The sequence below is a fragment of the Streptomyces sp. NPDC000345 genome, from assembly GCF_042898825.1.
GTDB lineage: Bacteria > Actinomycetota > Actinomycetes > Streptomycetales > Streptomycetaceae > Streptomyces.
Genome location: NZ_JBIAZE010000007.1, coordinates 389,926 through 411,334 on the forward strand (window position 1 = coordinate 389,926; position 21,409 = coordinate 411,334).

At 72.7% G+C, this 21,409-nt stretch carries 24 protein-coding genes; 10 read left to right on the top strand and 14 right to left on the bottom strand.

The features are described 5' to 3' along the window. Nucleotides 1-17 precede the first annotated feature (17 nt). The 4 genes from ACFY30_RS19715 to ACFY30_RS19730 all read right to left on the bottom strand — a co-directional run bounded on the left by ACFY30_RS19715 (nt 18) and on the right by ACFY30_RS19730 (nt 3,545). Nucleotides 18-1,265 (bottom strand): aminotransferase class V-fold PLP-dependent enzyme, encoded by a 1,248-nt coding sequence (locus ACFY30_RS19715; protein WP_390846441.1) that lies wholly within the window; start codon nt 1,263-1,265, stop codon nt 18-20. A gap of 28 nt (nt 1,266-1,293) precedes the next feature. Next, nucleotides 1,294-1,470: a hypothetical protein gene (locus ACFY30_RS19720; protein WP_390661527.1), complete on the bottom strand. Its 177-nt coding sequence runs from the start codon at nt 1,468-1,470 to the stop codon at nt 1,294-1,296. 422 nt (nt 1,471-1,892) lie between these two features. Next, entirely contained in the window at nt 1,893-2,666 is a 774-nt protein-coding gene (locus ACFY30_RS19725; protein WP_390846442.1) for a beta-glucanase, read from the bottom strand. Between the two features lie 117 nt (nt 2,667-2,783). Further along, on the bottom strand, nt 2,784-3,545 hold the full coding sequence (locus ACFY30_RS19730) for an SDR family oxidoreductase (RefSeq protein ID WP_390846443.1): 762 nt from the start codon (nt 3,543-3,545) through the stop codon (nt 2,784-2,786). Between the two features lie 125 nt (nt 3,546-3,670). Here ACFY30_RS19730 and ACFY30_RS19735 point away from each other — a divergent pair, with 125 nt between their 5' ends. After that, on the top strand, nt 3,671-4,285 hold the full coding sequence (locus ACFY30_RS19735; protein WP_390846444.1) for a TetR/AcrR family transcriptional regulator: 615 nt from the start codon (nt 3,671-3,673) through the stop codon (nt 4,283-4,285). Here the strand turns inward: ACFY30_RS19735 and ACFY30_RS19740 are convergent, their stop codons facing one another. Then, a complete protein-coding gene (locus ACFY30_RS19740) occupies nt 4,286-4,561 on the bottom strand; it encodes a WhiB family transcriptional regulator (RefSeq protein WP_390846445.1) in 276 nt (91 codons plus the stop codon). It abuts the gene before it with no gap. Between the two features lie 216 nt (nt 4,562-4,777). On the opposite strand from ACFY30_RS19740, the gene ACFY30_RS19745 reads away from it, so the two are divergent. Together ACFY30_RS19745 and ACFY30_RS19750 are read left to right on the top strand one after the other, a co-directional pair. Continuing rightward, nucleotides 4,778-5,665: an oxygenase MpaB family protein gene (locus tag ACFY30_RS19745; protein WP_390846446.1), complete on the top strand. Its 888-nt coding sequence runs from the start codon at nt 4,778-4,780 to the stop codon at nt 5,663-5,665. A gap of 181 nt (nt 5,666-5,846) precedes the next feature. Further along, complete coding sequence (locus ACFY30_RS19750; RefSeq protein WP_390846447.1) at nt 5,847-6,764, top strand: SGNH/GDSL hydrolase family protein; 918 nt, start codon at nt 5,847-5,849, stop codon at nt 6,762-6,764. A 75-nt stretch (nt 6,765-6,839) separates the two neighbouring features. Here the strand turns inward: ACFY30_RS19750 and ACFY30_RS19755 are convergent, their stop codons facing one another. The 3 genes from ACFY30_RS19755 to ACFY30_RS19765 all read right to left on the bottom strand — a co-directional run bounded on the left by ACFY30_RS19755 (nt 6,840) and on the right by ACFY30_RS19765 (nt 9,437). Beyond that, on the bottom strand, nt 6,840-7,046 hold the full coding sequence (locus ACFY30_RS19755) for a hypothetical protein (RefSeq protein ID WP_390846448.1): 207 nt from the start codon (nt 7,044-7,046) through the stop codon (nt 6,840-6,842). Nucleotides 7,047-7,161: 115 nt separating this feature from the next. Next, nucleotides 7,162-7,593, bottom strand: a complete 432-nt coding sequence (locus ACFY30_RS19760; protein ID WP_390846449.1) for an NAD(P)-binding domain-containing protein — start codon at nt 7,591-7,593, stop codon at nt 7,162-7,164. A 359-nt stretch (nt 7,594-7,952) separates the two neighbouring features. Beyond that, complete coding sequence (locus ACFY30_RS19765) at nt 7,953-9,437, bottom strand: MFS transporter (RefSeq protein ID WP_390846513.1); 1,485 nt, start codon at nt 9,435-9,437, stop codon at nt 7,953-7,955. Between the two features lie 618 nt (nt 9,438-10,055). On the opposite strand from ACFY30_RS19765, the gene ACFY30_RS19770 reads away from it, so the two are divergent. Together ACFY30_RS19770 and ACFY30_RS19775 are read left to right on the top strand one after the other, a co-directional pair. Then, on the top strand, nt 10,056-11,381 hold the full coding sequence (locus ACFY30_RS19770; RefSeq protein WP_390846450.1) for a lipase family protein: 1,326 nt from the start codon (nt 10,056-10,058) through the stop codon (nt 11,379-11,381). 109 nt (nt 11,382-11,490) lie between these two features. Next, on the top strand, nt 11,491-11,985 hold the full coding sequence (locus ACFY30_RS19775) for a molybdenum cofactor biosysynthesis protein (RefSeq protein ID WP_390846451.1): 495 nt from the start codon (nt 11,491-11,493) through the stop codon (nt 11,983-11,985). A 12-nt stretch (nt 11,986-11,997) separates the two neighbouring features. Here ACFY30_RS19775 and ACFY30_RS19780 read toward each other — a convergent pair whose 3' ends face one another. From ACFY30_RS19780 to ACFY30_RS19790, 3 genes are all read right to left on the bottom strand, one after another. Beyond that, nucleotides 11,998-12,462 carry an ATP-binding protein gene (locus ACFY30_RS19780; protein WP_390846452.1) on the bottom strand — a complete coding sequence of 155 codons (465 nt, stop codon included), beginning with the start codon at nt 12,460-12,462 and terminating at the stop codon, nt 11,998-12,000. A 109-nt stretch (nt 12,463-12,571) separates the two neighbouring features. Then, a complete protein-coding gene (locus tag ACFY30_RS19785) occupies nt 12,572-13,387 on the bottom strand; it encodes a chitosanase (protein WP_390846453.1) in 816 nt (271 codons plus the stop codon). 169 nt (nt 13,388-13,556) lie between these two features. Beyond that, the gene (locus ACFY30_RS19790) at nt 13,557-13,829 is read right to left on the bottom strand and encodes a hypothetical protein (protein WP_390846454.1); all 273 of its coding nucleotides are present in this window, start codon (nt 13,827-13,829) and stop codon (nt 13,557-13,559) included. A 193-nt stretch (nt 13,830-14,022) separates the two neighbouring features. On the opposite strand from ACFY30_RS19790, the gene ACFY30_RS19795 reads away from it, so the two are divergent. Continuing rightward, nucleotides 14,023-14,727 carry a hypothetical protein gene (locus ACFY30_RS19795; RefSeq protein ID WP_390846455.1) on the top strand — a complete coding sequence of 235 codons (705 nt, stop codon included), beginning with the start codon at nt 14,023-14,025 and terminating at the stop codon, nt 14,725-14,727. Nucleotides 14,728-14,811: 84 nt separating this feature from the next. On the opposite strand, the gene ACFY30_RS19800 is transcribed toward ACFY30_RS19795, so the two are convergent. Next, on the bottom strand, nt 14,812-17,082 hold the full coding sequence (locus ACFY30_RS19800; protein WP_390846456.1) for a M4 family metallopeptidase: 2,271 nt from the start codon (nt 17,080-17,082) through the stop codon (nt 14,812-14,814). A 450-nt stretch (nt 17,083-17,532) separates the two neighbouring features. Here ACFY30_RS19800 and ACFY30_RS19805 point away from each other — a divergent pair, with 450 nt between their 5' ends. Next, nucleotides 17,533-17,985 (top strand): hypothetical protein, encoded by a 453-nt coding sequence (locus ACFY30_RS19805; RefSeq protein WP_390846457.1) that lies wholly within the window; start codon nt 17,533-17,535, stop codon nt 17,983-17,985. A 9-nt stretch (nt 17,986-17,994) separates the two neighbouring features. On the opposite strand, the gene ACFY30_RS19810 is transcribed toward ACFY30_RS19805, so the two are convergent. Next, nucleotides 17,995-18,447, bottom strand: coding sequence for a flavodoxin family protein (locus ACFY30_RS19810; RefSeq protein WP_390846458.1), 453 nt, complete (start codon nt 18,445-18,447; stop codon nt 17,995-17,997). 271 nt (nt 18,448-18,718) lie between these two features. Here ACFY30_RS19810 and ACFY30_RS19815 point away from each other — a divergent pair, with 271 nt between their 5' ends. The 3 genes from ACFY30_RS19815 to ACFY30_RS19825 all read left to right on the top strand — a co-directional run bounded on the left by ACFY30_RS19815 (nt 18,719) and on the right by ACFY30_RS19825 (nt 21,043). Further along, a complete protein-coding gene (locus ACFY30_RS19815) occupies nt 18,719-19,093 on the top strand; it encodes a hypothetical protein (protein WP_133916664.1) in 375 nt (124 codons plus the stop codon). Nucleotides 19,094-19,299: 206 nt separating this feature from the next. Continuing rightward, on the top strand, nt 19,300-19,668 hold the full coding sequence (locus ACFY30_RS19820; RefSeq protein ID WP_390846514.1) for an ArsR/SmtB family transcription factor: 369 nt from the start codon (nt 19,300-19,302) through the stop codon (nt 19,666-19,668). A gap of 58 nt (nt 19,669-19,726) precedes the next feature. Continuing rightward, a complete protein-coding gene (locus ACFY30_RS19825) occupies nt 19,727-21,043 on the top strand; it encodes a DUF3500 domain-containing protein (RefSeq protein WP_390846459.1) in 1,317 nt (438 codons plus the stop codon). Nucleotides 21,044-21,092: 49 nt separating this feature from the next. On the opposite strand, the gene ACFY30_RS19830 is transcribed toward ACFY30_RS19825, so the two are convergent. Further along, a complete protein-coding gene (locus ACFY30_RS19830; protein ID WP_390661510.1) occupies nt 21,093-21,323 on the bottom strand; it encodes a hypothetical protein in 231 nt (76 codons plus the stop codon). Between the last annotated feature and the right edge of the window lie 86 nt (nt 21,324-21,409).

The window sequence follows — 21,409 nt, forward strand, 5'->3', positions numbered from 1 at the left end:
CCGATGCGCGGGAAGGCTCAGCGCGCACGCCCCGCGGCGCTTGCGCGCGCCTCGCGAGCCCATCGCTCGACCACCGGTACGCAGGTCTCGGCGAAGTGCTCGTAGTCCTCGGGGGTGTTGTAGACGTGAGCGGACAGTCTGAGGTAGCCGAGACCGCCGAAACTGGTGAACGCGGCCTCCACGCCCAGTTCGGCGGGGGCCCGGTCGCGGAGCGCGTCGGCGGCGATCCGGCTCGTGCCCAGACCGTCGGGCAGCCGGACCAGCCGCATGCCGGGGACGGGCATGCCGACGTCGACGGGGTCCGGAGGGGTTCCGGCGCGGGCGAAGGCGGCCGCGACGACGCGGGCGCCGTACTCGGCCAGTTCGTCCACGTGGCGGCGGGCCGTGTCCCAGCCCCAGGTGTCGTCGATGAACCGGAGCGCCGTGGGCGCGGCCAGGACGCCGGTGGCGTCGAGGGTGCCCTGATGGTCGAAGCGCTCGGGGAAGGGCTCGGCAGCTCCCCAGGAGTCGATCAGGGGGTGGAGTTCCTCCCGCAGGGGACCGCGGGCGACCAGCACGGCCGAGCCGCGCGGGGCGCAGCCCCACTTGTGCAGGTTGCCGATCCAGGCGTCGCACTCCAGGCCCGTCAGGGGCTCGGCGAGGAGACCGGGGGCGTGCGCGCCGTCGACGAGCAGGGTGATCCCGCGCCGTGCCGCCTCGGCGCCGACGCGCTCGACGGGCATCAGGCGGGCCGTGGCCGAGGTGATCTGGTCCAGGACGATGAGGGCGACCTCGTCGTCCACCTCCGCAAGCACGGCCTCGTAGGCTTGTTCGGCGTCGGCCGTCAGCGGTACGCGGGCCGTGCGCACACGGCTGCCCCAGCGGCGGGCGAGCCGCTCGGCTCCCATCGTGACGGCGCCGTAGCCGTGGTCGGTGACGACGATGTCCCCGCCGGGCCGTGCGGCCAGCGCGGCGTGGACGACGCTGGCGCCGGCGCCGGCGTTCGGGACGAGAGCGAGGTCCTTCGCGTCGGTCCGCAGGCGGCGGGCGATCTCGGCACGGGCCGCCGCGAGGCGCTCGGGCAGCGTCGCGAACCAGACGACCGGGGCGCGTTCCATCTCCGCGCGCAGCGCGTCCTGCCGCTCCTGTGCCGCCTTCGGGACCGCGCCGAACGACCCGTGGTTGAGGTGGCGCAGGCCGGGGTCGAGGGTCCAGCCCGCCATCGCGGGCCGGCCGTCGGGCAGGGTCAGCGGACGGGGCGCGGTGACGACTTCGCCCTCGCTCATGGTGATCCCTCTCCGGGCGGGGACGGCGTCAGGAGAAGAACGACCTCTGTGCGGGCAGGCCGGGAGTGAGCGCGGGGCCGCCGGTCATGACGCGGTCCAGGTCGCGCTTGATGCGTTCGGCCTCGCCGCGCACCTGGGCGGGCACGTCACCGCGTTCGGTGACGAGGCGGTGGTAGATCGGCGTGTCGTCGAAGACGGAGAACACGGGAGAGGCTCTGCTTTCGTGGACGGCCGGGCGGGCCCGACGCGGCGGAACGAACTTCGGACACGGCACCGACCCGGCGGGCGGATCCACGCTGCCGTGACGTCGCCGACGGCCCCGTAGCGAGAACGGTGTCGGCGACATCATCGCATTGTCCCCGCTTCGCCCCGTGCTCATGACCATGGATGACCGCCCACGACCATTCGGAGGGGTGCATTCCGGAACCTGGTGCACCGTCAGTGTGACCATGCGCTAAGCTGAAGCAACAGCTGAAGGGCGGAACCCCCGCTCCTCGGTGACGCGTTGGTGGTCCAAGGAAAGACGCCCCGCTTCCTGCGGGGAAATGCAGGTGCAAGGCCTGCCCGGCGCTCGGATGCGGACCCCGTACCCCTTCTGGTGGTGCGGGGTCCGCGCGTTTCCCGTGCTCATGCCTCCGGTTCGGGCGCACCGCCGTCGGCATCCTCCTCGGCCTCCTCGTCCACCGCCTCCAGGAGCGCGGGCGGCCGCAGCACCACGAGGCGCTGCACCTCGTACGACATCTCGGTGGTCCTGGGGGTCGGCGGCGGGTGGTAACGGCCGGCGCAGACCGACAGGTTGACGATGAGATAGGCGTGCCAGCCGCGCCCCACCCCCTGCCGGTCGGCGAACACCTGCCGGCCGTTCACCCACCAGACCACGGACCGTCTGCCGAACTCGACCCGCAGATCGATCCAGGCGCCCGGGCGGATCGCCGGGTCGCGGTGGTAGAGGCTTCCGCCGCGGACGTGGTTGCTCAGCTCCAGCAGGTCGGGGTTGTCGGGGTGGTACTCGAAGACGTCGATCTCCTGATCGCCGTCCCGCCAGGTCCAGATGGCCGGCCAGGCCCCGATCTCGTACGGCAGTCTCACCCGCGCCTCGAGCACGTCCCCCGTCCGGACGGTGAAGGCCTCCTCACTCCCCTCCGTGGTGAGCAGACCCGTGTTCCACCGCCCGTCCGGCCGACGGGTCGCCCGGAAGGTGCCCGAGCGGCTGTAGGCGGGATCGGACACCAGGTAGTCCAGTTTGTTGTCGCCGGGGTTGATCGGTCCGCCGTTCGGATACGCCCACGAACGCCCGGCCACCCACTGACGGGTGGAGGTGAAGTCCGCCGTGAAGACGGGCTCGGGTCCGCGCAGGGCCGCCTCCGTCGGCGGCGGGCTGTCGGATGCGGGATTCTCCATGGGCGGATGCTGCTCCGCGCCGGACCCGGACATGCGGGTGCGGGCTGATTCCGCCTCCAGGACAACCCGTGTGAGTGAACCACGCCCGGTGAGGGGCGCCTCCGGGCCCGCCGCAGGTCAGGCGATGCCGCCGTTGGCGAACAGGACCTGCCCGTTGACCCAGCGTCCCGGACCGGCGAGGAACGCGACCGTCTCGGCGATGTCGTCCGGGGTGCCCAGCCGCTCCAGCGGGGGCTGGGCGGCGAGACGGGCGATCGTCTCCTCGTCCTTGCCCTCGAGGAAGAGCGGGGTGGCGGTGGGGCCGGGGGCCACGGTGTTCACCGTGATGTCGCGGCCGCGCAGCTCGCGGGCCAGTACGGGCGTCAGGGCCTCCACGGCCCCCTTGCTCGCCGCGTAGGCGGCGTACCCGGGGAAGGACAGGCGGGTCACCGAGGTGGAGAAGGTGACGACGGCGCCGCCGGCGCGGACCCGCCGCGCCGCCTGCCGGGCCACCACGAAGGTGCCGCGCACATTGGTACGCGTCAGCCGGTCGAACGCGTCCAGGTCGTAGTCGGCGACCGGACCGAGGACCATGACGCCCGCGGTGTGCACCACGACGTCGATCCCGCCGAAGGCCCGCTCCACCGCGTCGAACGCCGCGGCCATGGCGCCGTCGTCGGCCACGTCCCCGGCCACCGCGACCGCCCTGTCGCCGCCGGCCTCGACCGCGGCCACGGTCTCGTCCGCCGCCGCCTTGTTGCCCGCGTAGTGGACGCCGACGGCCATGCCCGCGGCGGCGAGCCTGCGGGCGACGGCCCGGCCGATGCCGCCGGAGGCACCGGTGACGAGGGCGACCCGCGCGGTGCCGGTGGTCTCGGCGACCTCTGTGATCTCGGACATGATCTGCCTCCCGCTGAGTGATGAACGAGGTTCTTTATGAACGCCACGTTCATATAAACACGTTGTGGACGCCGCGTCCATATGTCAGGGTGGACCGGTCGGACGGAACTCGGGAGGTCGGCGCAATGCCGGAGCGGACGGAACGCGCAGGGGCCGCGCGGGTGCGGCGGGGCCGTGGACGGCGTCCGGCGGACGAGGTGCGCGCCGACGTCCTCGAGGCGGCCGGCGCCCTGCTGCTCGACGAGGGCATGGGCGCGTTCACGATCGAAGCGGTCGCCGACCGGGCCGGCGTCAGCAAGACCACGATCTACAAGTGGTGGCCGTCGAAGGGCGCCCTCGCGCTGGACGGCTACTTCCACGCCGTGGAGTCCGCGCTGGCCTTCCCCGACAGCGGCGACCTGGAAGCCGACCTGACGGCGCAGCTCCGGGCGTTCGTACGGGTACTCACCGGAACCCCGGCCGGGAGGGTGATCGCCGAGCTGATCGGCCAGGCGCAGACCGACCCCGACCTGGCCGCCGCCCTGCTGGAGCGCTACTCGGGCCCGCGCCGGGAGCTGGCGGTCCTGCGGATGCGGCAGGCACAGCGGCGGGGGGAGCTGCGTGCCGACGTGGATCCCGAGATCCTCGTGGACCAGCTCTGGGGCGCCTGCTACCACCGGCTGCTGCTGCCCAACCTCCCCCTCACCGAGGAGTTCGCGACGGGCCTGGTCGGCAATCTGATGCGGGGCGTCCGCACCTGATCACGACGGCGGCCGGGGGCCGCCGCGCGGGGGGCGGCTCAGCCGCAGGCTCCGGCGCTCGCCCGCCGTCATCGCGCCCCACACCCCGTCGGTCTCGTTGTGCCGGACCGCCCAGGCCCCGCAGGCCCTCATCACCGGGCAGCGGTGGCAGACGGCCCGCGCCCGCTCGATCTGCCGCCGCGACAGGCCGTCCTCGCCGATCGGGAAGAAGAGTTCGGGGTCCTCGGAACGGCAGGCAGCGGCTTCGCGCCAGTTCGTGGAAGGGAAGGACGTCATCGGTACCTCCGGCGATCACTTCGCCGACTTCGGCGGGGCAGCCCGGCTCAGCGACGCACGTCGCATCCCCGGACCCGGCAGAGGTAGAAAGAAATATAGGCACTTTCAACCGTTTCGGCCATGGCTGAGATGCACGGACCGGGGCGCGGGCGGCGAACGGGCACGCACCGCGGCCGCGTGAGCGCCAGGACCGGCCCAGAGGAGGTCACCGCACCCATGAGACGCACCGAAGCCGAGGGCCGCGGCCCCAGGGAGCGGCTGGGCCAGGGCCTCTTCAAGCGCGTCGCGGGACCGGACGGCCCCCGCGTCCGGGCTCGCATCCACGGCACTCCCGGCCCGCGCTGGTTCGGGCCGGAGCGCCCGGTCCGGCGGGTGCACGGGGATGCCTCCATGTTCATCGGCGGGCTGTCGGCGCTGCTGCTCCAGTCGCTGCACCCCCTCGCCATGGCGGCCGTGGCCGCCCACTCCGGCTACCGGGGCGACCCCTGGGGCCGGCTCCAGCGCACGAGCACCTTCCTCGCCACGACGACGTACGGCACCGCGGAGCACGCCGGGCAGGCGTGCGCCCGGGTGAGGGCGGTGCACGCGCGGGTACGGGGTCTGACCGAGCGCGGTGAGCCGTACCTCGCCTCGGATCCGCATCTGCTCGGGTGGGTGCACGTCGCCGAGACCGACAGCTTCCTGCGCGCGCACCAGCGCTACGGAGCGTGTCCCCTGTCGGACGACGAGTGCGACGGCTATGTCGAGGACATGGCGCGCGTCGCCGTCGAGCTGGGCATCCCCGATCCGCCCCGCAGCAGGGCCGAGCTCACCGAGCGGCTGGCCGCCTACCGGCCGGAGCTGGAGGTCACCGCGCAGGCGCGGGAGGCCGCCCGCTTCCTGCTGCTGCACCCGCCCGTGCCGCTCGTCGCCCGGCTGCCCTACGGGGTGCTCGCGGCCAACGCCGTGGCGCTGCTGCCCCGTTGGGCCACCGAAGAACTGCGGCTGCCCAGGCTGCCGGTGGTCGAGGAGGTGTGCCTGCTGCCGCTCGGCCGCGCCACCACCGCGACGATCCGGTGGGCGATGGCGCCGGCCCGGCAGCGGGTGACGACCGCCACCGGCTGACACCGGGGCCGGGCAGCGGATTCTCCTCGACTCCCCTCACCTCCCGCCTGAACGCGCGAACGTACTCCGTCACGCCTATGGCCCTCGCGGCCTACCCGGCGGTATACAAACTCCGGCGCACAGTACGGCGGCCGTAGGCGGCGCCGGCGCCGGCCCGGGTGGGCTCGGGGGGAGGAGCGCGATGGAGCGCGGAATACGCGGGGGAGCATCAGCCGGACGGCGCCGCAGAGGCGCCGCACTCGTGGCCGCACTGGGGGGCTGCGCTCTCGTCGCCGCTGCGCCGGTGCCCGCGGCGGAACACGGCCAGGGCGGCGGGAAGGCGAAGGAGTACGTGGCGCTCGGGGACTCCTACACCTCCGGTCCCCTCATCCCCCGGCAGGTGGACGCCCATTGCGCACGCTCCGACCACAACTACCCCTCCATCGTGGCCGCACGGCTCGGCGCGACCCCCTTCAAGGACGTCAGCTGCTCCGGGGCGACGACCGAGAACATGTGGAAGGCGCAGGGGACCAACGGCCCCCAGCTGGACGCCGTGCGCCGGAACACCGACCTGGTGACCGTGCAGATCGGCGGCAACGACATCGGCTTCGGCTCCATCATCGCCACCTGCGCCCAGCTGTCCGCTCAGGACCCGGCCGGCAACCCGTGCCAGCGGTACTACGGCTCCTCCGGAGTCGACGGGTTGAGCGTCGCGATCGCCCGGACCGCGCCCAAGGTCGCCCAGGTGCTGCGGGACGTCCACAGACGGGCGCCGCACGCGCGTGTGCTCGTCGTCGGCTATCCGGACCTGCTGCCCGACGACGGCAGCGGCTGCGCGCCCTCGGTGCCGTTCGCGGCCGGGGACTTCCCCTACCTCCGGGACACCGGCAAGCGCCTCAACCACATGCTGCGCCTGGTGGCGCGCTGGAACCGCGCGGAGTACGCCGACACCTACGGTCCCACCATCGGCCACGACATGTGCAAGCCGGAGGCGGACCGTTGGATCGAGCCGTTGCGGCCCACCTCCCCGGCGGCTCCCGCCCACCCCAACGCCCAGGGCGAGGCCGCCATGGCCGAGGCCGTGCTGGACCGCCTGGACCAGGGACGACACGGCCACTGACCGACGACCCCACCGGCGGCGGCCCACACCCGGGGCCGCCGCCGGCCCGCGAGCCGCCCGCGCCGGCGGCCCCGGTCAGCCGACCACTCTCCGGGCACAGGGCACCAGGCGGACCGGGCCCACCAGCCCGTGGTCCTGGCGGGGGACGGCGCCGAAGACGGCGGGCTGGGCGACGCGGAGGCGGTTGACGAGTGGCGTCGCCACCTCCACCTCGACGACGGGGTGGAGCCGGTCGACCACCGGCGCGTCCAGCCGAGCGGGACGCCGGTCGCGGTGAACCACGAGGCTCCGATGCCGGTGGCCGTGTGGCCGGTCTGGCGGAAGATCGCGACGTCCGCGCGGGCGGTGCCCGCCTGGAGGACGGTGTGGACGCGGCCCAGGTGGTCGGCGATGTCGTTCACATGCCGCCAGGTCGGCTGGCGCGGGCCCCATGCCGCGTCGAACCGGCCGCGCGGGGCGGCGGCCCCATGGTGCCGCCGTCCACGACCGTCGCCCCGCCGCCCTCAAACACGGCGCTGATCTCGGCCATCCGCTCCGGACTGACGGCGTTGGCGTCGACGTAGACGCCCCGGAATCCGGCCGCAGCGACCTGCCCGGCGACGTCGAGCGCGGCGGCGGGCGGGCACACGCTCAGCACGACCTCGCACGTCGCGGCCAGTTCCGCGAGGCTCCCCGCGGCCCGCAGTCCGAGTCGCCCGGCCCGCTCCCCGGTGGCGGGCGAGCGGCCCCGCGGCAGCCACCGGACCGTGGCACCCTCCGCCACGGCCTGCGCCGCCACGCCCGCGCCCATGGCGCCCGGATGCGGAATCCCCACGTCTCCCAGAACCATGGGCGGGCCCTGACCCGGCACCCGCGGGCCCGGCGACGACGGTCCGTCCGGCCCGGCGGCCCGGCGGCCCGGCGGCAGGAGGTTCCGGTCGCTGTCCCCCGACGCCCCACGACGGGACAGCCCCGCGAACACGCCGGCCCGGCACCCTCGTGCCCGCCGCGACTGGGGAAGGACGACCTTCCGGCACCGGTCCGCGGGGTGAGTCGAGCGGATCGGGCGTACGGCGGGCCCGGCGCCGTATCCGCGTCGCGCGGGCGTCTCCGCCGCCGCCGAACTCGCCGAAGGAGTCCGGTGCGGTTGCCGCGGGATCCATCCCGAGGAAACGGCCCTGTGTCCTGGGCTCCCGGGGCCTTCCGGGGTCAGACCCCCGCCGGAGGTCCCGCCCCGCCCTTGAGGCGCTCCAGGTCCGAGGGCCTTACCTGGATCACCACGATGGCGATCAGGGCGGCGACGACGGTGAAGATCGCCGCCATGACGAAGGCGGCCGAGACGCCGGAGGCGAGGACCTCGTCCGACCAGGGCGGGGGCAGTTCACCGGTGCGCTGGAAACGCAGGCGTTCGGCGGGGGTGGCCTGGGCGAGGAAGGCGGGCACCTGCTGGTCCGCCTCGTTGCGGCTGGCCGTGCCGAACATGGTGACCAGGATGGACAGGCCGAGCGAACCGCCCACCTGCTGGGTGGCGTTGAGCAGTCCGGAGGCGGCGCCGGTCTCGGGTGTGGGCACGTTGGACAGCGCCATGAGCGTGAGCGACACGAACTCCATCCCCATGCCCAGGCTGAAGACCAGCATCGGGCCGAGGATGCTGCCCGCGTAGGTGGAGTGGACGTCGGTGAGGGTCAGCCAGGCCAGGCCCGTCGCCGCGAGGATCGCGCCCACCACCATGAAGGGCTTCGGCCCGTACGTCGGCAGGAACCGGGAGGCCAGCCCGGCGCCCACCGCGATCACCGCGCTGACCGGGAGGAACGCCAGCCCGGCGGCCAGAGGGCTGAAGTCGAGCACGTTCTGGACGAAGAGCGTGAGGAAGAAGAACATGCCGAAGATCGCGGCGGCGAGGCACAGCATGATGCCGTAGGTGCCCGCACGGTTGCGGTCGGCGAACATGTGCAGGGGTGTGATCGGCTGCTTGGACCGGCGTTCGACCAGCACGAACACGGTCAGGACGACGACGGCCGCGCCGAACGAGGCCAGCGTGAGGGCGTCCCGCCAGCCCTCCTGGGCGGCGCGGATGAAGCCGTACACCAACAGCACCATGCCGACGGTCGAGGTCAGCGCGCCCGTGATGTCGAAGCGGCCGGGATGGCGCTCGGACTCCTTGATGTAGCGGGGTGTGGCCAGCGCGATGAGCAGGCCGATGGGGACGTTGACGAAGAGCACCCACCGCCAGTTCAGCCACTCGACGAGGATGCCGCCGGCGAGCAGGCCGATCGCGCCGCCGCCCGCCGAGACCGCGGCGAACACGCCGAAGGCGCGGTTGCGTTCGGGTCCCTCGCGGAACGTGGTGCTGATCAGGGCGAGGGAGGTCGGGGAGGCGATGGCCCCGCCGACGCCCTGCAGGGCGCGCGCGGAAAGGAGTTGGACCTCGTTCTGGGCGAGGCCGCCGAGCAGGGAGGCGAGCACGAACAACAGGACGCCCACGACGAACACGCGCCGCCTGCCGAGGATGTCACCGGCCCGGCCGCCGAGCAGCAGCAGCCCGCCGAAGGTGAGGGTGTAGGCGTTGACGACCCACGACAGGCTGGTCGTGGAGAAGTCCAGCGAGCGCTGGATGTCGGGCAGCGCGATGTTCACGATGGTGATGTCCAGGACCACCATCAACTGGCAGGACGCGATGACCAGCAGCGCCATCGCGTTTCCGCCGCCGCCCTGTTGCCGGGCGGAGGTCTGCGTCGCGGGGGTGGGCTGCGGAGCTCTGCTCATGACGTGTGCCGCCCGCCCGCAGGCGGGCCCGATGGGAGGCGCGGGGGACGGAGGGCGTCCACCGCCGTGTCCACCGCCCCACCGTACGCCCGGGGCGTGGCCGTCACCACTCGATCAACGGCCTGTCATGACGGCGGTGCCGAGCCAGGACTCCCCCGCGGTCCTGGCCCGGCACCGGGCCCCGCGGACGTCCGGTCCGCGGTGATCACCAGGATGCGACAGAGACCGCCGGTGTGTCGTTGGCGTACGGTCCACTGCTCGTTGGCACCGCGTCCACATCCGGCGCGCCGCCGTCCACGTCCGGCGCTTCACCGCGCCCGCACGGCTCGTACGGTCTGTCGAGCGTGGGGGTTCGAGCACCCGCAGTCATATTACTGAACCGTAACCTACCGGGCAGTACCCGCGGTAACCGTCCGGTCGGTACCGTCCTGACAGTTCGTCTAAGAACGGTACGGGGCAGCGGTTGGGACGACCGGGGCTCCGTGCCGTCCCCCACCCGAGCCGCAGAGGAAGGCTCGGGCCTCCCTTCTCCCCCGGAGGTCCGCCATGCCCGCCCCCACCAGACTGCTGGCCACGGCCGTGACCGTGGCGGCCTGCCTCGGCACGACGGCCGTCCCGGCCACCGCCGCCACCGACACGGACGCCGTGGTCTCCCGCGGTGTCACCATCCCGGCGTTCTACAACCCGCCCGCCACGCTCCCGGCGGCGGACGGCACGCTGGTACGCACCGAACCCCTCCCCCTCGCCCTGAGTCTGCCGGGCGTCGACGGCCCGCTCCCCGGCACGGCGACCCGCCTGATGTACAAGTCCACGGACTCCGCAGGGCAGCCCGTCGCGGTGACCGGCGCCTACATCGAACCCACGGCCGCCTGGAAGGGCAGCGGGGCGCGTCCGCTGGTCGTGGTCGCGCCGGGCACCATGGGACAGGGCGACCAGTGCGCCGCCTCCCTGGGACTGGAGCATCCGCTCACCGTCAACTGGCAGACCCTGTCGGTCGGTTACGAGGACCTGGCGATCTACCGCCTGCTCGCGCGGGGCATCGCCGTCGTGGTCACCGACTACGCCGGGCTGGGCGCGACGGACCGGCTGCACACGTACGTCAACCGGGTCGACGAGGCACATGCCGTCCTGGACGCCGTCCGCGCGGCCCGCTCCCTGCGCGGCACGTCGCTCACGGCCGGCTCCCGGGTCGCGCTGTACGGCTACAGCCAGGGCGGCGGGGCCACGGCGGCGGCCGCCGAACTCCAGCCCTCCTACGCCCCCGACGTCACCCTCGCCGGGACCTACACCGGGGCGCCGCCCGCGGACCTGGCCGCCGTCACCGCGGCCATCGACGGCAGCGACCTGGCCGGAGCGCTGGGCTGGTCGGTCAACGGGTTCGTGCAGTCCGACCCCGAGCTGAAGCCGATCGCGGACGCGCATCTGAACGCGGCCGGCAAGGCGGCCCTGAAGGACTTGTCGACCATGTGCGTGGGCGACGCGCTGCTGGCCTACAACTCGGCGCGCAGCACCTCCTGGACCACCGACGGGAGCTCCATCAGCGACCTCGTCCGGTCGGAGCCCGCCCTCTCGGCGTTCCTGGCCGAACAGCGCATCGGCACCATCAAGCCGGCGTCACCGGTGCGCCTGGCGACGGGTACCGCCGACGATCTCGTACCGCACGCGCAGGCGCGTGCGCTCGCCGTCGCCTGGTGCGCGAAGGGCGCCGACGTCACGTACAAGCCGGTGGTGCTGCCCAGCCTGGGCCGGTCGCTGATCAACCACTTCACTCCGCTGCTCACCGACCAGGGTGACGCGATCGCGTGGCTGTCCGACCGGCTCGACGGCAGGCCGGCGACGTCCAACTGCTCGACGCTGCCGCTGAGGCCCTGACCCGGGCCGCCGCGTCCGGAACACACGGCGCGGACGGCCGGCGCACCCTTCCGGGGCACCGGCCGTCCGCGTCCGCTCGCGGCCCGGAATGGGCCCTAGGCTGGATCCCATGACCGAGGTCGAGGTGGTGGAGTTGCTGGTGTCGTCGGCGCACCGGTTGGCGGGGCGTCCCTCGGACGGGCCGGCGGACGGGCCCACGGACGAACTGGTGCGGCAGGTGGAGGTCCGCGCCGGCCTCGGACTGGTCGGCGACCGCTACTTCGGCCGTCCGGCCCATCGCGACGCGGCGGTGACGCTCATGACCGCCGAGAACCTGCCGGTGCGCCTCAACGCCTCCGTCGGTCTGACGCACACTCGGCGCAACATCCTGCTGCGGGGCGTCGACATCGACTCCTTCGTCGGTTCGACGATCGTGCTGGACAGCGGCGCGGGCCCCGTGGTGTTCGCCGTGAACCGTCCGGCACGGCCCTGTGCCTGGATGGACGTGACGGTCGCGCCGGGGGCGCAGCGCGCGCTGCGCGGCAAGGGCGGTGTGCGGTGCACGCCGCTGTCCGACGGTGTGCTGGCCGTCGGGCGGGCCGCATTCGACGTCAGGGAGGCGTGACCCCCGCTCCGGTCAGAGGGCGAGGCGCGCGACGATCCGTTTGCCGACCGGCTCGCGTACGGCGTCGAGCCGCTGCGCCACGGCCCGGACGATCTCCAGGCCGTGCTGGCCCACCCGGGTCGGGTCGGGCGGGCGGGGCACGGGTAGAGCCGGGTCGGTGTCCCACACCGCGATCTCGACCGTGTCGTCGACGATGCGCAGGTGCAGCAGGACCGGGCCGGGCGCGTGTCTGAGCGCGTTGGTGACCAGCTCGCTGACCACGAGCTGGGAGAGGTCCACCACCCTGGCCGGCACCGGAAGGCCGTGCCCACGGCGCACGCGGGTGAGGAACTCGCCCGCCAGACGCCGCGCGCGGGCGATACAGCCGTCCTTGCCGTCCAGGGCCACCGTCGTCTCGAACGGGATGCCACCGGCCCCGATGGCATCCTCGCCGGACGGACCGGAATCCCGCCGGACCGCCTTCGCTGCCCCGTCCATGTCGGCGCGGCTACCCACGAACCCGTCACCTAAGCCCCAGGAGCACCACCCGCGGGGAGCGGTTCGCTCCGCCCCCCGCACTGCCTCCGGCCGGCTGTACCGGGCCAGGTCAGTCGAGGTGGTAGCGGTCGCCGTAGACCTTCCAGTCCAGGGGTGTGGCGAGGTCGAGGTTGCCCTTGCGGAGGAAGACGCGCTGGGCGGTGTCGACCCGGCTGGTGTCGCTGTGCGCCTCCTCCTGCTTCATCGCCCAGACACGCGCGTCGAGGAAGGCGTGGAGGTACGCGGTCTCGTCGCCGCCCTGGGCCGGCGGCTTCGCCTTGTTCAGCGCGCGCTTGCGGATGTTGCGGAAGCTGGTGGCGTCGGTGCCGTCGCCGTGCATGACGATCGCGTCGTAGTAGATGAACTGGCCCAGGGTGCGCAGGCCGTCCGCCCTGCCCTGCTTGACGGCCGGGTTGAAGTAGACGCGGTCGCGCTCGTCGTTCTGCGCCTGCTGGAACGCGGTGTCCTGGGCGGCCTTGCGCCAGTCCCTGGGGTAGTCCGGGTCGAGTCCGGCGTGCGAGTCGGTGCCGTCGACGGCGCGCAGGGCGGGAAGGTACCTGGCGAGGACGTTGCCCGGCCTGCGGCCGGCGTAGAGCTCCACGAGGTCGAGCATGTCGCCGGTGCCGGAGCAGAAGCCGATGATGCCGGCGGTGTAGCCGCGACCGTCGCCGATGTCCTCGATGTACTTGTACTGGGCCTTCCAGTCGAGCGAGGAGTTCTCCGCGCTCGACACCAGCTTCATGGCGATCTCCTTCTTCGCCGGGTCGTCGAGCCCGGCGGCGGCCGCCGTCGCCCGCGGGGAGGGGAGCAGCGGGGCGGCCGCCAGGGCCCCGGTCAGGGCTGCGGTGAGGGTGAGGAAGGTGCGGCGGGAGGTGGGTGTGTGCACCACAGTGGCTCCAGGTGGGAGTGGGGGGTGAGGTGGCTCTGTGTGCGAACTGACAGGAAAGTTTCCTATCAGGAGCGGGGGCGCAGAGGTAACCCACCGCAATGAGGTTCGTACGATCGAACAAACGAGCCACGCCACCACCCGGCACGACCGGGTGCCGGCGGCCGGATCAGGCGGTGCCGGGCGTGTCGCACCGCCAGTCGAACCGGCGGCCGTCCGCGTCGCGCCGTACGTACAGGGCCCGGCCGCCCGGGCCGTAGCGGCCTATCTCCGTGGTCAGCGCCACCTCGCGTGGTTCGTGGCCGGTGCGGCCCGTCACATCGAGCAGCAGACCGTCGAGCGGGCCGCCCACCAGCTCGGCGTACACGCGGTCGGGGCGGGGGCCCGCGTCGTCGTGATCGGCGCCGTAGACCCGGCCCCGCAGGAACTCAGCCTCGTCCATGACCAGCAGCCTGGCATCCCCCACTGACAACGCCCCCGGCGGACGACCCGGGCCCGCGCGGGGCAGGGCGGTCTTCGGCCAAAGTCCGCGGCGGAAGGGGGCGCATGGAGGCATGTACCGAATCCGCCCCTCCTCCACGGGTATGCCGCCCTCACTCGCACATCGCTGTGTACGGGCTGGGGGGCCGACCTTGATGGCAGGCGGGCGGGAGCGGGCGGCACACGGCGAGTCGGCGTGGGTCCGGCGCCGCCGGACCGTGCGGGAGCTGCGCGCGGCGGGCCGTTACGGGCCGAGGCTGCGGGAGGTGCTGCCCGCGCTGGCCCTGCTGGTCGTGGCCGTGTGCGCGGTGGTGGTGGGGCTCGCGCTGGTCTCCCGGGCCTTCGGGGGCTGGGCCTGCGTCCCGTTCCTGGTGGCGTTCGCCCTCGCCGCGGAAGCCCTGCGCCGCCGGTCCCGCCCGCTCGCCCGTCGGCGCGGCGGGCGCTACACCGCGAAGGAGCTGGCCGAGCTGGACATGCCGGCGCTGGTGCTGGCCGTGGCCCGGATGCTGCGGCGGGACGGCTGGCGGGTCCTGGCGCCGTCCCGGCACGACGCCCCGCACCTGGCCGCCCGTGACCGCCGGGGCCGGCTGCTCGATGTGGCGTTCCGTCCGGTGGCCGAGCCGCTGCCCGGCGAGGAGGACGCCTGTTCGTGCCGGGCGCGGCTGCCGGAGCGGGTGCGGACCGGGCCGGCGCTGCGGCTCGTCGTGCACCGGGGCACGTTCACACACCGCGACGAGGTGTGGGCCGCCCGCCAGGGCAACACCTGTCTGATCGACGGCCCGCGTCTGCTGCTGTGGGCGCGCGGCACACCACTGGCCCAGCTCGCCGTCGGCCCGGCTCCTCCGCCTCCGCGCACGTAGCGCCCTCATGACAACGGGCCGCCGCCCGGACCCTCAAGGCCCGGGCGGCGGTCGTCCGGTGCGGTTCTGCCGGAGATCAGGCGGTCACGGAGTCAGCTGCCAGCGCTGGATGTAGCCCACGTCGATCGACGCGCGGTCCTGGACGCGCAGCTTCCAGGTGCCGTTGAGGGGCTGGGCCGAGGCGTCGACCGTGAAGGTCTGGTCGACGTTGTCGGCGGAGGCGCCGCTGCGGTTGAGCAGGGAGTAGACGGTGCCGTCGGGGCCGACCAGGTCGACGGTCAGGTCACCGCGGTAGGTGTGGACGATGTTGACGTACACCGAGGTGGTGGCGGAGGCGTTGCCGTCCCGGCCGGCGATGGTGACCGGGGACTCCACGGCGGCGCCGTTGTCGGGGATGTCGACGCGGGTGGCGTTGGCGTAGACGTACGCGATCCGCCAGGTGAAGGTGTCCGTGACGGAGGCGCCCGTGCTGTCGGTGACCTTGACCGTGACGTCACTGGCGCCGAGGGTGGTCGGCGTCCCGGAGATCAGGCCGCTCGCGCTGATGTCCAGGCCCTCGGGCAGGCCGGTCGCCTCGTAGGTCAGGCCGGCACCGGAGTTGGTGGTGTAGGCGTCCACCTGGAGGCTGACGGCCTGGCCGATGCCGCTGGTCTGGTCGGCGATCGGGGCGACGTTGACGCCGAGGGCTATCCGGCTGCCCACGTTGACGGCGGCCCAGGCGTCGGCGACGGCCAGGTAGGTGGGGCTGTAGGCGCCGAAGAGGTCGGCCGCGGCCGACAGGGTGGCGGTGCGGGCGCCCGCGTAGTTCGTGGACGAGGTCATGTACGTCGTCAGCGCCCGGTACCAGATCGCCGCGGCGTTCTCGATGCCGATGCCGGTGACGGCCTGCCCGTCGTAGGTCGGGCTGTCGTAGGCGACGCCGTTGACGGTCTTGGCGCCGCTGCCCTCGGAGAGGAGGTAGAAGAAGTGGTTCGCGGGGCCCGAGGAGTAGTGGACGTCGATGCCGCCCAGGGTGGAGGACCAGCTGTCGCGCGAGGAGCCGTCCTTGGAGGGCTTGTCCATGTAGCGCAGCGGGGTGCCGTCGCCGTTGATGTCGATCTTCTCGCCGACCAGGTAGTCGCCGGGGTCGGCCGGGAGGTTCTCGTAGAACTCGACGGCGGCGGCGAAGATGTCCGAGGTCGCCTCGTTCAGGCCGCCGGACTCGCCCGAGTAGGTCAGGTTGGCGGTGGCGGCGGTGACGCCGTGGCTCATCTCGTGCGCGGCCACGTCGAGGGCGGTCAGCGGGTGGGTGTTGCCCGAGCCGTCGCCGTAGGTCATGCAGAAGCAGCTGTCCTGCCAGAACGCGTTGACGTAGTTGTTGCCGTAGTGGGCGCGGCTGTAGGCGGCGACGCCGTCGTTGCGGATGCCGTTGCGTCCGTACACGTTCTTGTAGTAGTCCCAGGTGGCGGCGGCGCCGAAGGCCACGTCGACACCGGCGGTCTGGCGGTTGGACGGCGTGCCGTCGCCCCAGACATCGTTGTCGTCCGTGAACAGGGTGCCGGTGCCCGAGGTGCCCTGGTTGAGGTCGTAGGTGCGCTGGTTCGCCCGGTCCGGGTCGACGAGCTGGTACGTCGATCCCGACAGGGTCGAGCCGAGCGGGACCGTGCCGCTGAACTGACCCGTGCCGGTGCCGGTGTGTACCTTCTCCGCGGCGAGGAGCTGCTTGCCCGTGGTCGCGTCGGTGACGACCTGGAGCTCGCTCGGGGTGCCGTCCCGCTGTACGCCCTCGACGAGGGTCTCCCAGGCCAGGACGGGCTTGCCCGCGCCGGCCCAGATGACGAGCCGGGGGGCGTCCTCGGCCTCGGGGCCCTTGACCTTGGCGTTCCTCGCGGCGGAGAGCGCCTTGTCGTCGGCGCCGGCCGCTGAGAGCTTCGGGGTGAGGGACGGCACCCGGAGGGTGGCCCCACTCGCCCTGCTCACGGTGGTGCGGCCGCTCTTGACGTGGACGACCAGGTCGCCGCCGAGGACGGGGAGTCCGGCGTAGGTGCGCTCGTAGCGGGTGTGGGTGGTGCCGTCGGCGTCCTGGATGACGTCCTTGACCAGGAGTTTCTCCTGGCCGCCGAGGCCGAGCCGCTGGGCCGTCGTACCGGCCGCGGTCTGCGCGCTCCTGATCAGCGAGGCGCGGCGGGCCGGGGAGAGCGCGGTGGGCTCGGCGCCGGCGCGGGGCTTGGCGGTGATCTTGGCGGGGCCGGGGTCGGCCGGCTTCGCGGAAGCGGCGCCGGTCTGGATCCCGAGGGTCAGCAGGGTGCCGGCGGTGGTGAGGGCGAGAAGCGCGGCACGTCTGCGCCGGGGGGTGGGGTGGTGTCGCCGGGGCAACGGGTTCTCCTTCGGTGCGACGGTCGGCCCCCGAGGGAGGCCGAGGGGGGTGGCCCGCAGGTGGGCCGGGTCCGGAGCGCTGCACGGCATGCGGGTGGAAGGAGGTGGGGGGTGGAGGGGGTGGGGGTGGAGTGGGGGGTGGACGGGCGTGCACCTCATGAGGCGCATGTGAAGGAAGGGTGAACGCCCGCAGAAGCGTGGCACCGCGTCCACAGGTTTGTCATGGGAATGCCAAAAGATCGGCTGGAAATGACCATGGCCGGCTGGGGATTCGGCCCGGTGGGCGCAGGTTTTCAGCCGCGGGTGCGCGGACCCGGCGGCCCGGCGCTACTCCGTTCGAGTGGTCCTCGTCCGCGCATCGTCGTAGCGTCGAAGTGCATCTCCGGGGGCGTCCCCGGGATGAGGACCGACGAAGACCGGCGGGTCCCGGGACGGGCGGCGGGAGCGGACATGCGACACATCACGAGGACAGCGGTGATGCTCTGTGCGGCGCTGGGACTCACCGCGGCGATCGGCACCGCCTCGGCCGCGCCCGGCGCGCCGCCGTCCGCCCCACGGCAGGTGGCCGTGCCCGTCCTGGTGGACTGCCTGTGGCATCCGAAGGTACGGCCGGTCGACTTCCTGCTGGCCTGCGGCGACGGCAACAGCCGTCTCGTCTCGCTGCACTGGACCCACTGGGGCTCCCAGTCGGCGCGGGCGACCGGGGTCAACGCCGTCAACGACTGCAAGCCGTACTGCGCGGTGGGCCACTTCCACCGGTACGCGGTGGCGGTGAAGCTGGACCACCCCAAGCCATGGAAGAAGCACCCCCAGGTGCAGCACTACACCCGGATGGTCCTCACCTACCCCGGAGACCGGCCGGAGCAGTTCCCGCGCGTGGTGACGTACCCCCTGTGGGACTGAGGTCCCGGCTCACTCCATGAGGCCGGCGGCCACCGTCGCCCCGAGTTCCCAGCAGGCCTCCGTGTCCGCCTTGCCCGGTTCCCCGGTGACCGTGACCGGCTCGGCCGCGCGCCGCCAGCCCAGACCGGTGGTGATGGCCTCGACGGCGCGTACGGCGCCGGTGACGTCGTTGCCGCCGTGCACGTAGTAGCCGAAGGGGCGGCCCCGGGTGGTGTCGAGGCAGGGGTAGTAGACCTGGTCGAAGAAGTGCTTGAGCGCGCCCGACATGTAGCCCAGGTTGGCCGGGGTGCCCAGCACAAGGGCGTCCGCCTCCAGGACGTCGGAGGCGGTGGCGGCGAGCGCGGCCCGCCGTACGACGCGGACGCCCTCGATCTCCGGTGCCGTCGCACCCGAGACGACCGCCTCGAACAGCGCCTGGCAGTTGGGGGACGGGGTGTGATGAACGATCAGCAAGGTGGCCACGCCACCGAACCCTGCCCGGTCGGTGGACCCCTCGCAAGCGGCGCGCGTCCGGGCGGCGGGGTGCCGGGACGCGGACGCCGGACGGGCAGGGGACGCCAAGACGCTCAACTCCCGTATGCGCACGGTCAAAAGATCGCGCGGATCTTCGTGTTTCGAACGTCCTTGGGCCAGTCCCGGAGCATGCCGTCTGCGCGGGGGGCGCGCTCCGTACGTTCGGAGCACCAGCGGGGCCGGAGGAGCCCGGGCCCGTGCAACCGGCAGGAGGAGCGCCATGGCGAATGTGGAGATCTCTCTGAAGGAGATGATGACCGCGGTGGAGGGTGCGATGGGAGCCGCCGTCGTGGACTACACGAGCGGTATGGCCCTGGGCACGATGGGCGGCGGCAAGGACCTCGACCTGGCCGTGGCCGCCGCGGGCAACACGGATGTGATCCGGGCCAAGGTCCGCACCATGGAACACCTGGGTCTGAAGGGCGAGATCGAGGACATCCTGATCACCCTGGGCAGCCAGTACCACCTCATCCGGCTCGTCAAGGGCCGGACGGGCAGCGGGCTGTTCATCTACCTCGTCCTGGACCGGGAGCGCTCCAACCTGGCGATGGCCCGTCACCAGCTCAAGCGCATCGAGAACGAACTCGAGGTGTAGGCACCTCCGTGGTCCGCGGCTTCGCATGCCCTCGAATTGAAGATTTCTTCATCTCGACACATCCAGATCAGCGCATCACACGGGTGTGCGGAGCCCGCAGCCACGAGGATCGTGACCGACGCAGGAACCTCACGCGCGGCGGCGGAGGCGGGCCGCCGCGCCGACGGGAACCATCCAGCGAACGCGGCAGGAGCGAGCGATTGACCATGCAGGTCCCCCTCTACCAGGCCAAGGCCGAGTTCTTCCGCATGCTCGGGCATCCGGTGCGCATCCGGGTCCTCGAACTGCTGCAGGGCGGCCCCGTCCCCGTACGGGACCTGCTCACCGAGATCGAGATCGAACCGTCCAGCCTGTCCCAGCAGCTGGCCGTGCTGCGCCGGTCCGGGATCGTGGTGTCGATCCGGGAAGGGTCGACGGTCAGCTACGCGCTGGCCGGCGGCGACGTCGCAGAGCTGCTGCGGGCGGCCCGCCGCATCCTGACCGAACTCCTCGCGGGGCAGAACGAGTTGCTGGCCGAGCTGCGCCAGGCCGACCCGCCGCTGCCGGTACCGCACGGTGGCGCCCGGCGGACATGACGGGCGGCCCGCGGCCGGCTTCAGGTTCCCTTCAGGTACGTCCAGAAGCCTCGGCCCCATGCACGGACACCGACCTCGTACCCCCGAAGCCGAACGCAGCCGCCGCTGGTTCATGAACAAGGCGCTGCTCGCCGGCGGAGTCGCCGCGGTGGCGACCATGACCGGATGCTCCTCGAGCTCCTCCGACACGGCGGGCAGCGCCGCCTCCTACGGCGGCCCGGGCGGCGGTGCGCCCTCGGGCATGCCCTCCGGAGGGCCCGGCGGCATGGGCCCCGGGGCGAGCGAGGTCAAGTACGCCGACTTCGTCGGGGTCACCACCGACGGCAAGGTCGTCGACGACCTCTACTCGATCCACTCCACCGACGTCTCCACCGACAAGGTCGTCAAGGCCGCACAGGCCTTCCTCGACGGACTGACCTCGAAGGAGCGCAAGGCCTCCGTCTTCGAGGTGGACGACGACGAGTGGCTGGCCTGGAGCAACGTCGACGGCTACCAGCGCGAAGGCGCCCGGATGGGCGACCTGACCGAGAAGCAGCGCGACCTCGGGTACGCCCTGCTCGGCGCCGCCCTGTCCGCCGACGGGCTCACCCAGACCCGCAACATCATGAAGCTCAACGCGTTCCTGGGCGACTACAACGGTGGCGGCCGGGACACGCTCACCGAGGGCGCGTACTTCTTCACGTTCATGGGCACCCCGTCGACCACCCGGCCGTGGGGTTTCCAGTACGAGGGCCACCACGTGGCGATCAACTACTTCGTGCTCGGCGACCAGGTCGTCATGACCCCCACCTTCATGGGGTCCGAACCCACCTCGGCCACCTACGGAGGCGAGAAGATCACCCTCTTCGAGAAGGAGACCAGGGCGGGCCTCACCCTGCTGCGCTCGCTCACCGCGGCACAGCGGGCCAAGGCCGTCTCCTCGGAGTCGAAGGCCGGCGACAACCTGAAGGCCGGCGCGGGCCAGGACAACCTCCGGCTCGCCTACCAGGGCCTGGTCGCCAAGGGGTTCACCGACACCCAGAAGGACAAGCTGCTGGACCTGGTACGGGTGTACGTCGGCAACCTGGCCGACGGGCACGCCGACGTCAAGATGAAGGAGGTGCAGGACCACCTCGACGAGACGTACTTCTACTGGATCGGCGAGACCGAGGATTCCTCCGCGTTCTACTACCGCGTGCACAGCCCGGTGGTGCTCATCGAGTACGACGCCCAGTCCCCGCTCGCCTACGGCACCGAGGACAGCAACGGGGGCGGCGGCATGGGCGGTCCGGGCGGGACACCCACCCAGCAGCACATCCACACCGTCGTCCGCACCCCCAACGGCGGCGACTACGGGGTGGACCTGCTCAAGCTGCACCTGGAGAACGACCACTAGACACGCGTCCCGGGGCAGCCCGACAGGCCGCCCCGGGGCAGGGTGCCGGTCAGCCGAGACGGCTGCGCAGCAACTCCTTGCCGAGTTCGGCGCCCTTGCGGCTGTCCGCCTGGGCCTTGCGGAACAGCTCCGCGACCGCGGAGTCGTTGTCCCGCTCGGCGTCCCGGATGTAGGTCTCCAGCCGGAGCGCGTTCTCCAGGCACGCCTCGACGTACCAGAGCAGGTTGTAGTCCTTGTCCCGGGTCCCGGTCACCTCACCGGTCTCGGTGTGCGTGGCCATGCGGGGCCTCCTCCCAGAGTGGTCTGCCTCGTGCTTGCGGGCCGGGTACCCCCGGATCACGTCCCATACCGGACATCGCCTGCCGA

What these genes read in the sequence shown, in the direction of transcription:
- ACFY30_RS19715 (WP_390846441.1), bottom strand. Translation starts at nt 1,265, where the DNA reads ATGAGCGAGGGCGAAGTCGTCACCGCGCCCCGTCCGCTGACCCTGCCC.
- ACFY30_RS19725 (WP_390846442.1), bottom strand. Translation starts at nt 2,666, where the DNA reads ATGGAGAATCCCGCATCCGACAGCCCGCCGCCGACGGAGGCGGCCCTG.
- ACFY30_RS19730 (WP_390846443.1), bottom strand. Translation starts at nt 3,545, where the DNA reads ATGTCCGAGATCACAGAGGTCGCCGAGACCACCGGCACCGCGCGGGTC.
- ACFY30_RS19735 (WP_390846444.1), top strand. Translation starts at nt 3,671, where the DNA reads ATGCCGGAGCGGACGGAACGCGCAGGGGCCGCGCGGGTGCGGCGGGGC.
- ACFY30_RS19740 (WP_390846445.1), bottom strand. Translation starts at nt 4,561, where the DNA reads ATGACGTCCTTCCCTTCCACGAACTGGCGCGAAGCCGCTGCCTGCCGT.
- ACFY30_RS19745 (WP_390846446.1), top strand. Translation starts at nt 4,778, where the DNA reads ATGAGACGCACCGAAGCCGAGGGCCGCGGCCCCAGGGAGCGGCTGGGC.
- ACFY30_RS19750 (WP_390846447.1), top strand. Translation starts at nt 5,847, where the DNA reads ATGGAGCGCGGAATACGCGGGGGAGCATCAGCCGGACGGCGCCGCAGA.
- ACFY30_RS19760 (WP_390846449.1), bottom strand. Translation starts at nt 7,593, where the DNA reads ATGGTTCTGGGAGACGTGGGGATTCCGCATCCGGGCGCCATGGGCGCG.
- ACFY30_RS19765 (WP_390846513.1), bottom strand. Translation starts at nt 9,437, where the DNA reads ATGGCGCTGCTGGTCATCGCGTCCTGCCAGTTGATGGTGGTCCTGGAC.
- ACFY30_RS19770 (WP_390846450.1), top strand. Translation starts at nt 10,056, where the DNA reads ATGCCCGCCCCCACCAGACTGCTGGCCACGGCCGTGACCGTGGCGGCC.
- ACFY30_RS19775 (WP_390846451.1), top strand. Translation starts at nt 11,491, where the DNA reads ATGACCGAGGTCGAGGTGGTGGAGTTGCTGGTGTCGTCGGCGCACCGG.
- ACFY30_RS19780 (WP_390846452.1), bottom strand. Translation starts at nt 12,462, where the DNA reads ATGGACGGGGCAGCGAAGGCGGTCCGGCGGGATTCCGGTCCGTCCGGC.
- ACFY30_RS19790 (WP_390846454.1), bottom strand. Translation starts at nt 13,829, where the DNA reads ATGGACGAGGCTGAGTTCCTGCGGGGCCGGGTCTACGGCGCCGATCAC.
- ACFY30_RS19795 (WP_390846455.1), top strand. Translation starts at nt 14,023, where the DNA reads ATGGCAGGCGGGCGGGAGCGGGCGGCACACGGCGAGTCGGCGTGGGTC.
- ACFY30_RS19805 (WP_390846457.1), top strand. Translation starts at nt 17,533, where the DNA reads ATGCGACACATCACGAGGACAGCGGTGATGCTCTGTGCGGCGCTGGGA.
- ACFY30_RS19815 (WP_133916664.1), top strand. Translation starts at nt 18,719, where the DNA reads ATGGCGAATGTGGAGATCTCTCTGAAGGAGATGATGACCGCGGTGGAG.
- ACFY30_RS19820 (WP_390846514.1), top strand. Translation starts at nt 19,300, where the DNA reads ATGCAGGTCCCCCTCTACCAGGCCAAGGCCGAGTTCTTCCGCATGCTC.
- ACFY30_RS19825 (WP_390846459.1), top strand. Translation starts at nt 19,727, where the DNA reads ATGCACGGACACCGACCTCGTACCCCCGAAGCCGAACGCAGCCGCCGC.
- ACFY30_RS19830 (WP_390661510.1), bottom strand. Translation starts at nt 21,323, where the DNA reads ATGGCCACGCACACCGAGACCGGTGAGGTGACCGGGACCCGGGACAAG.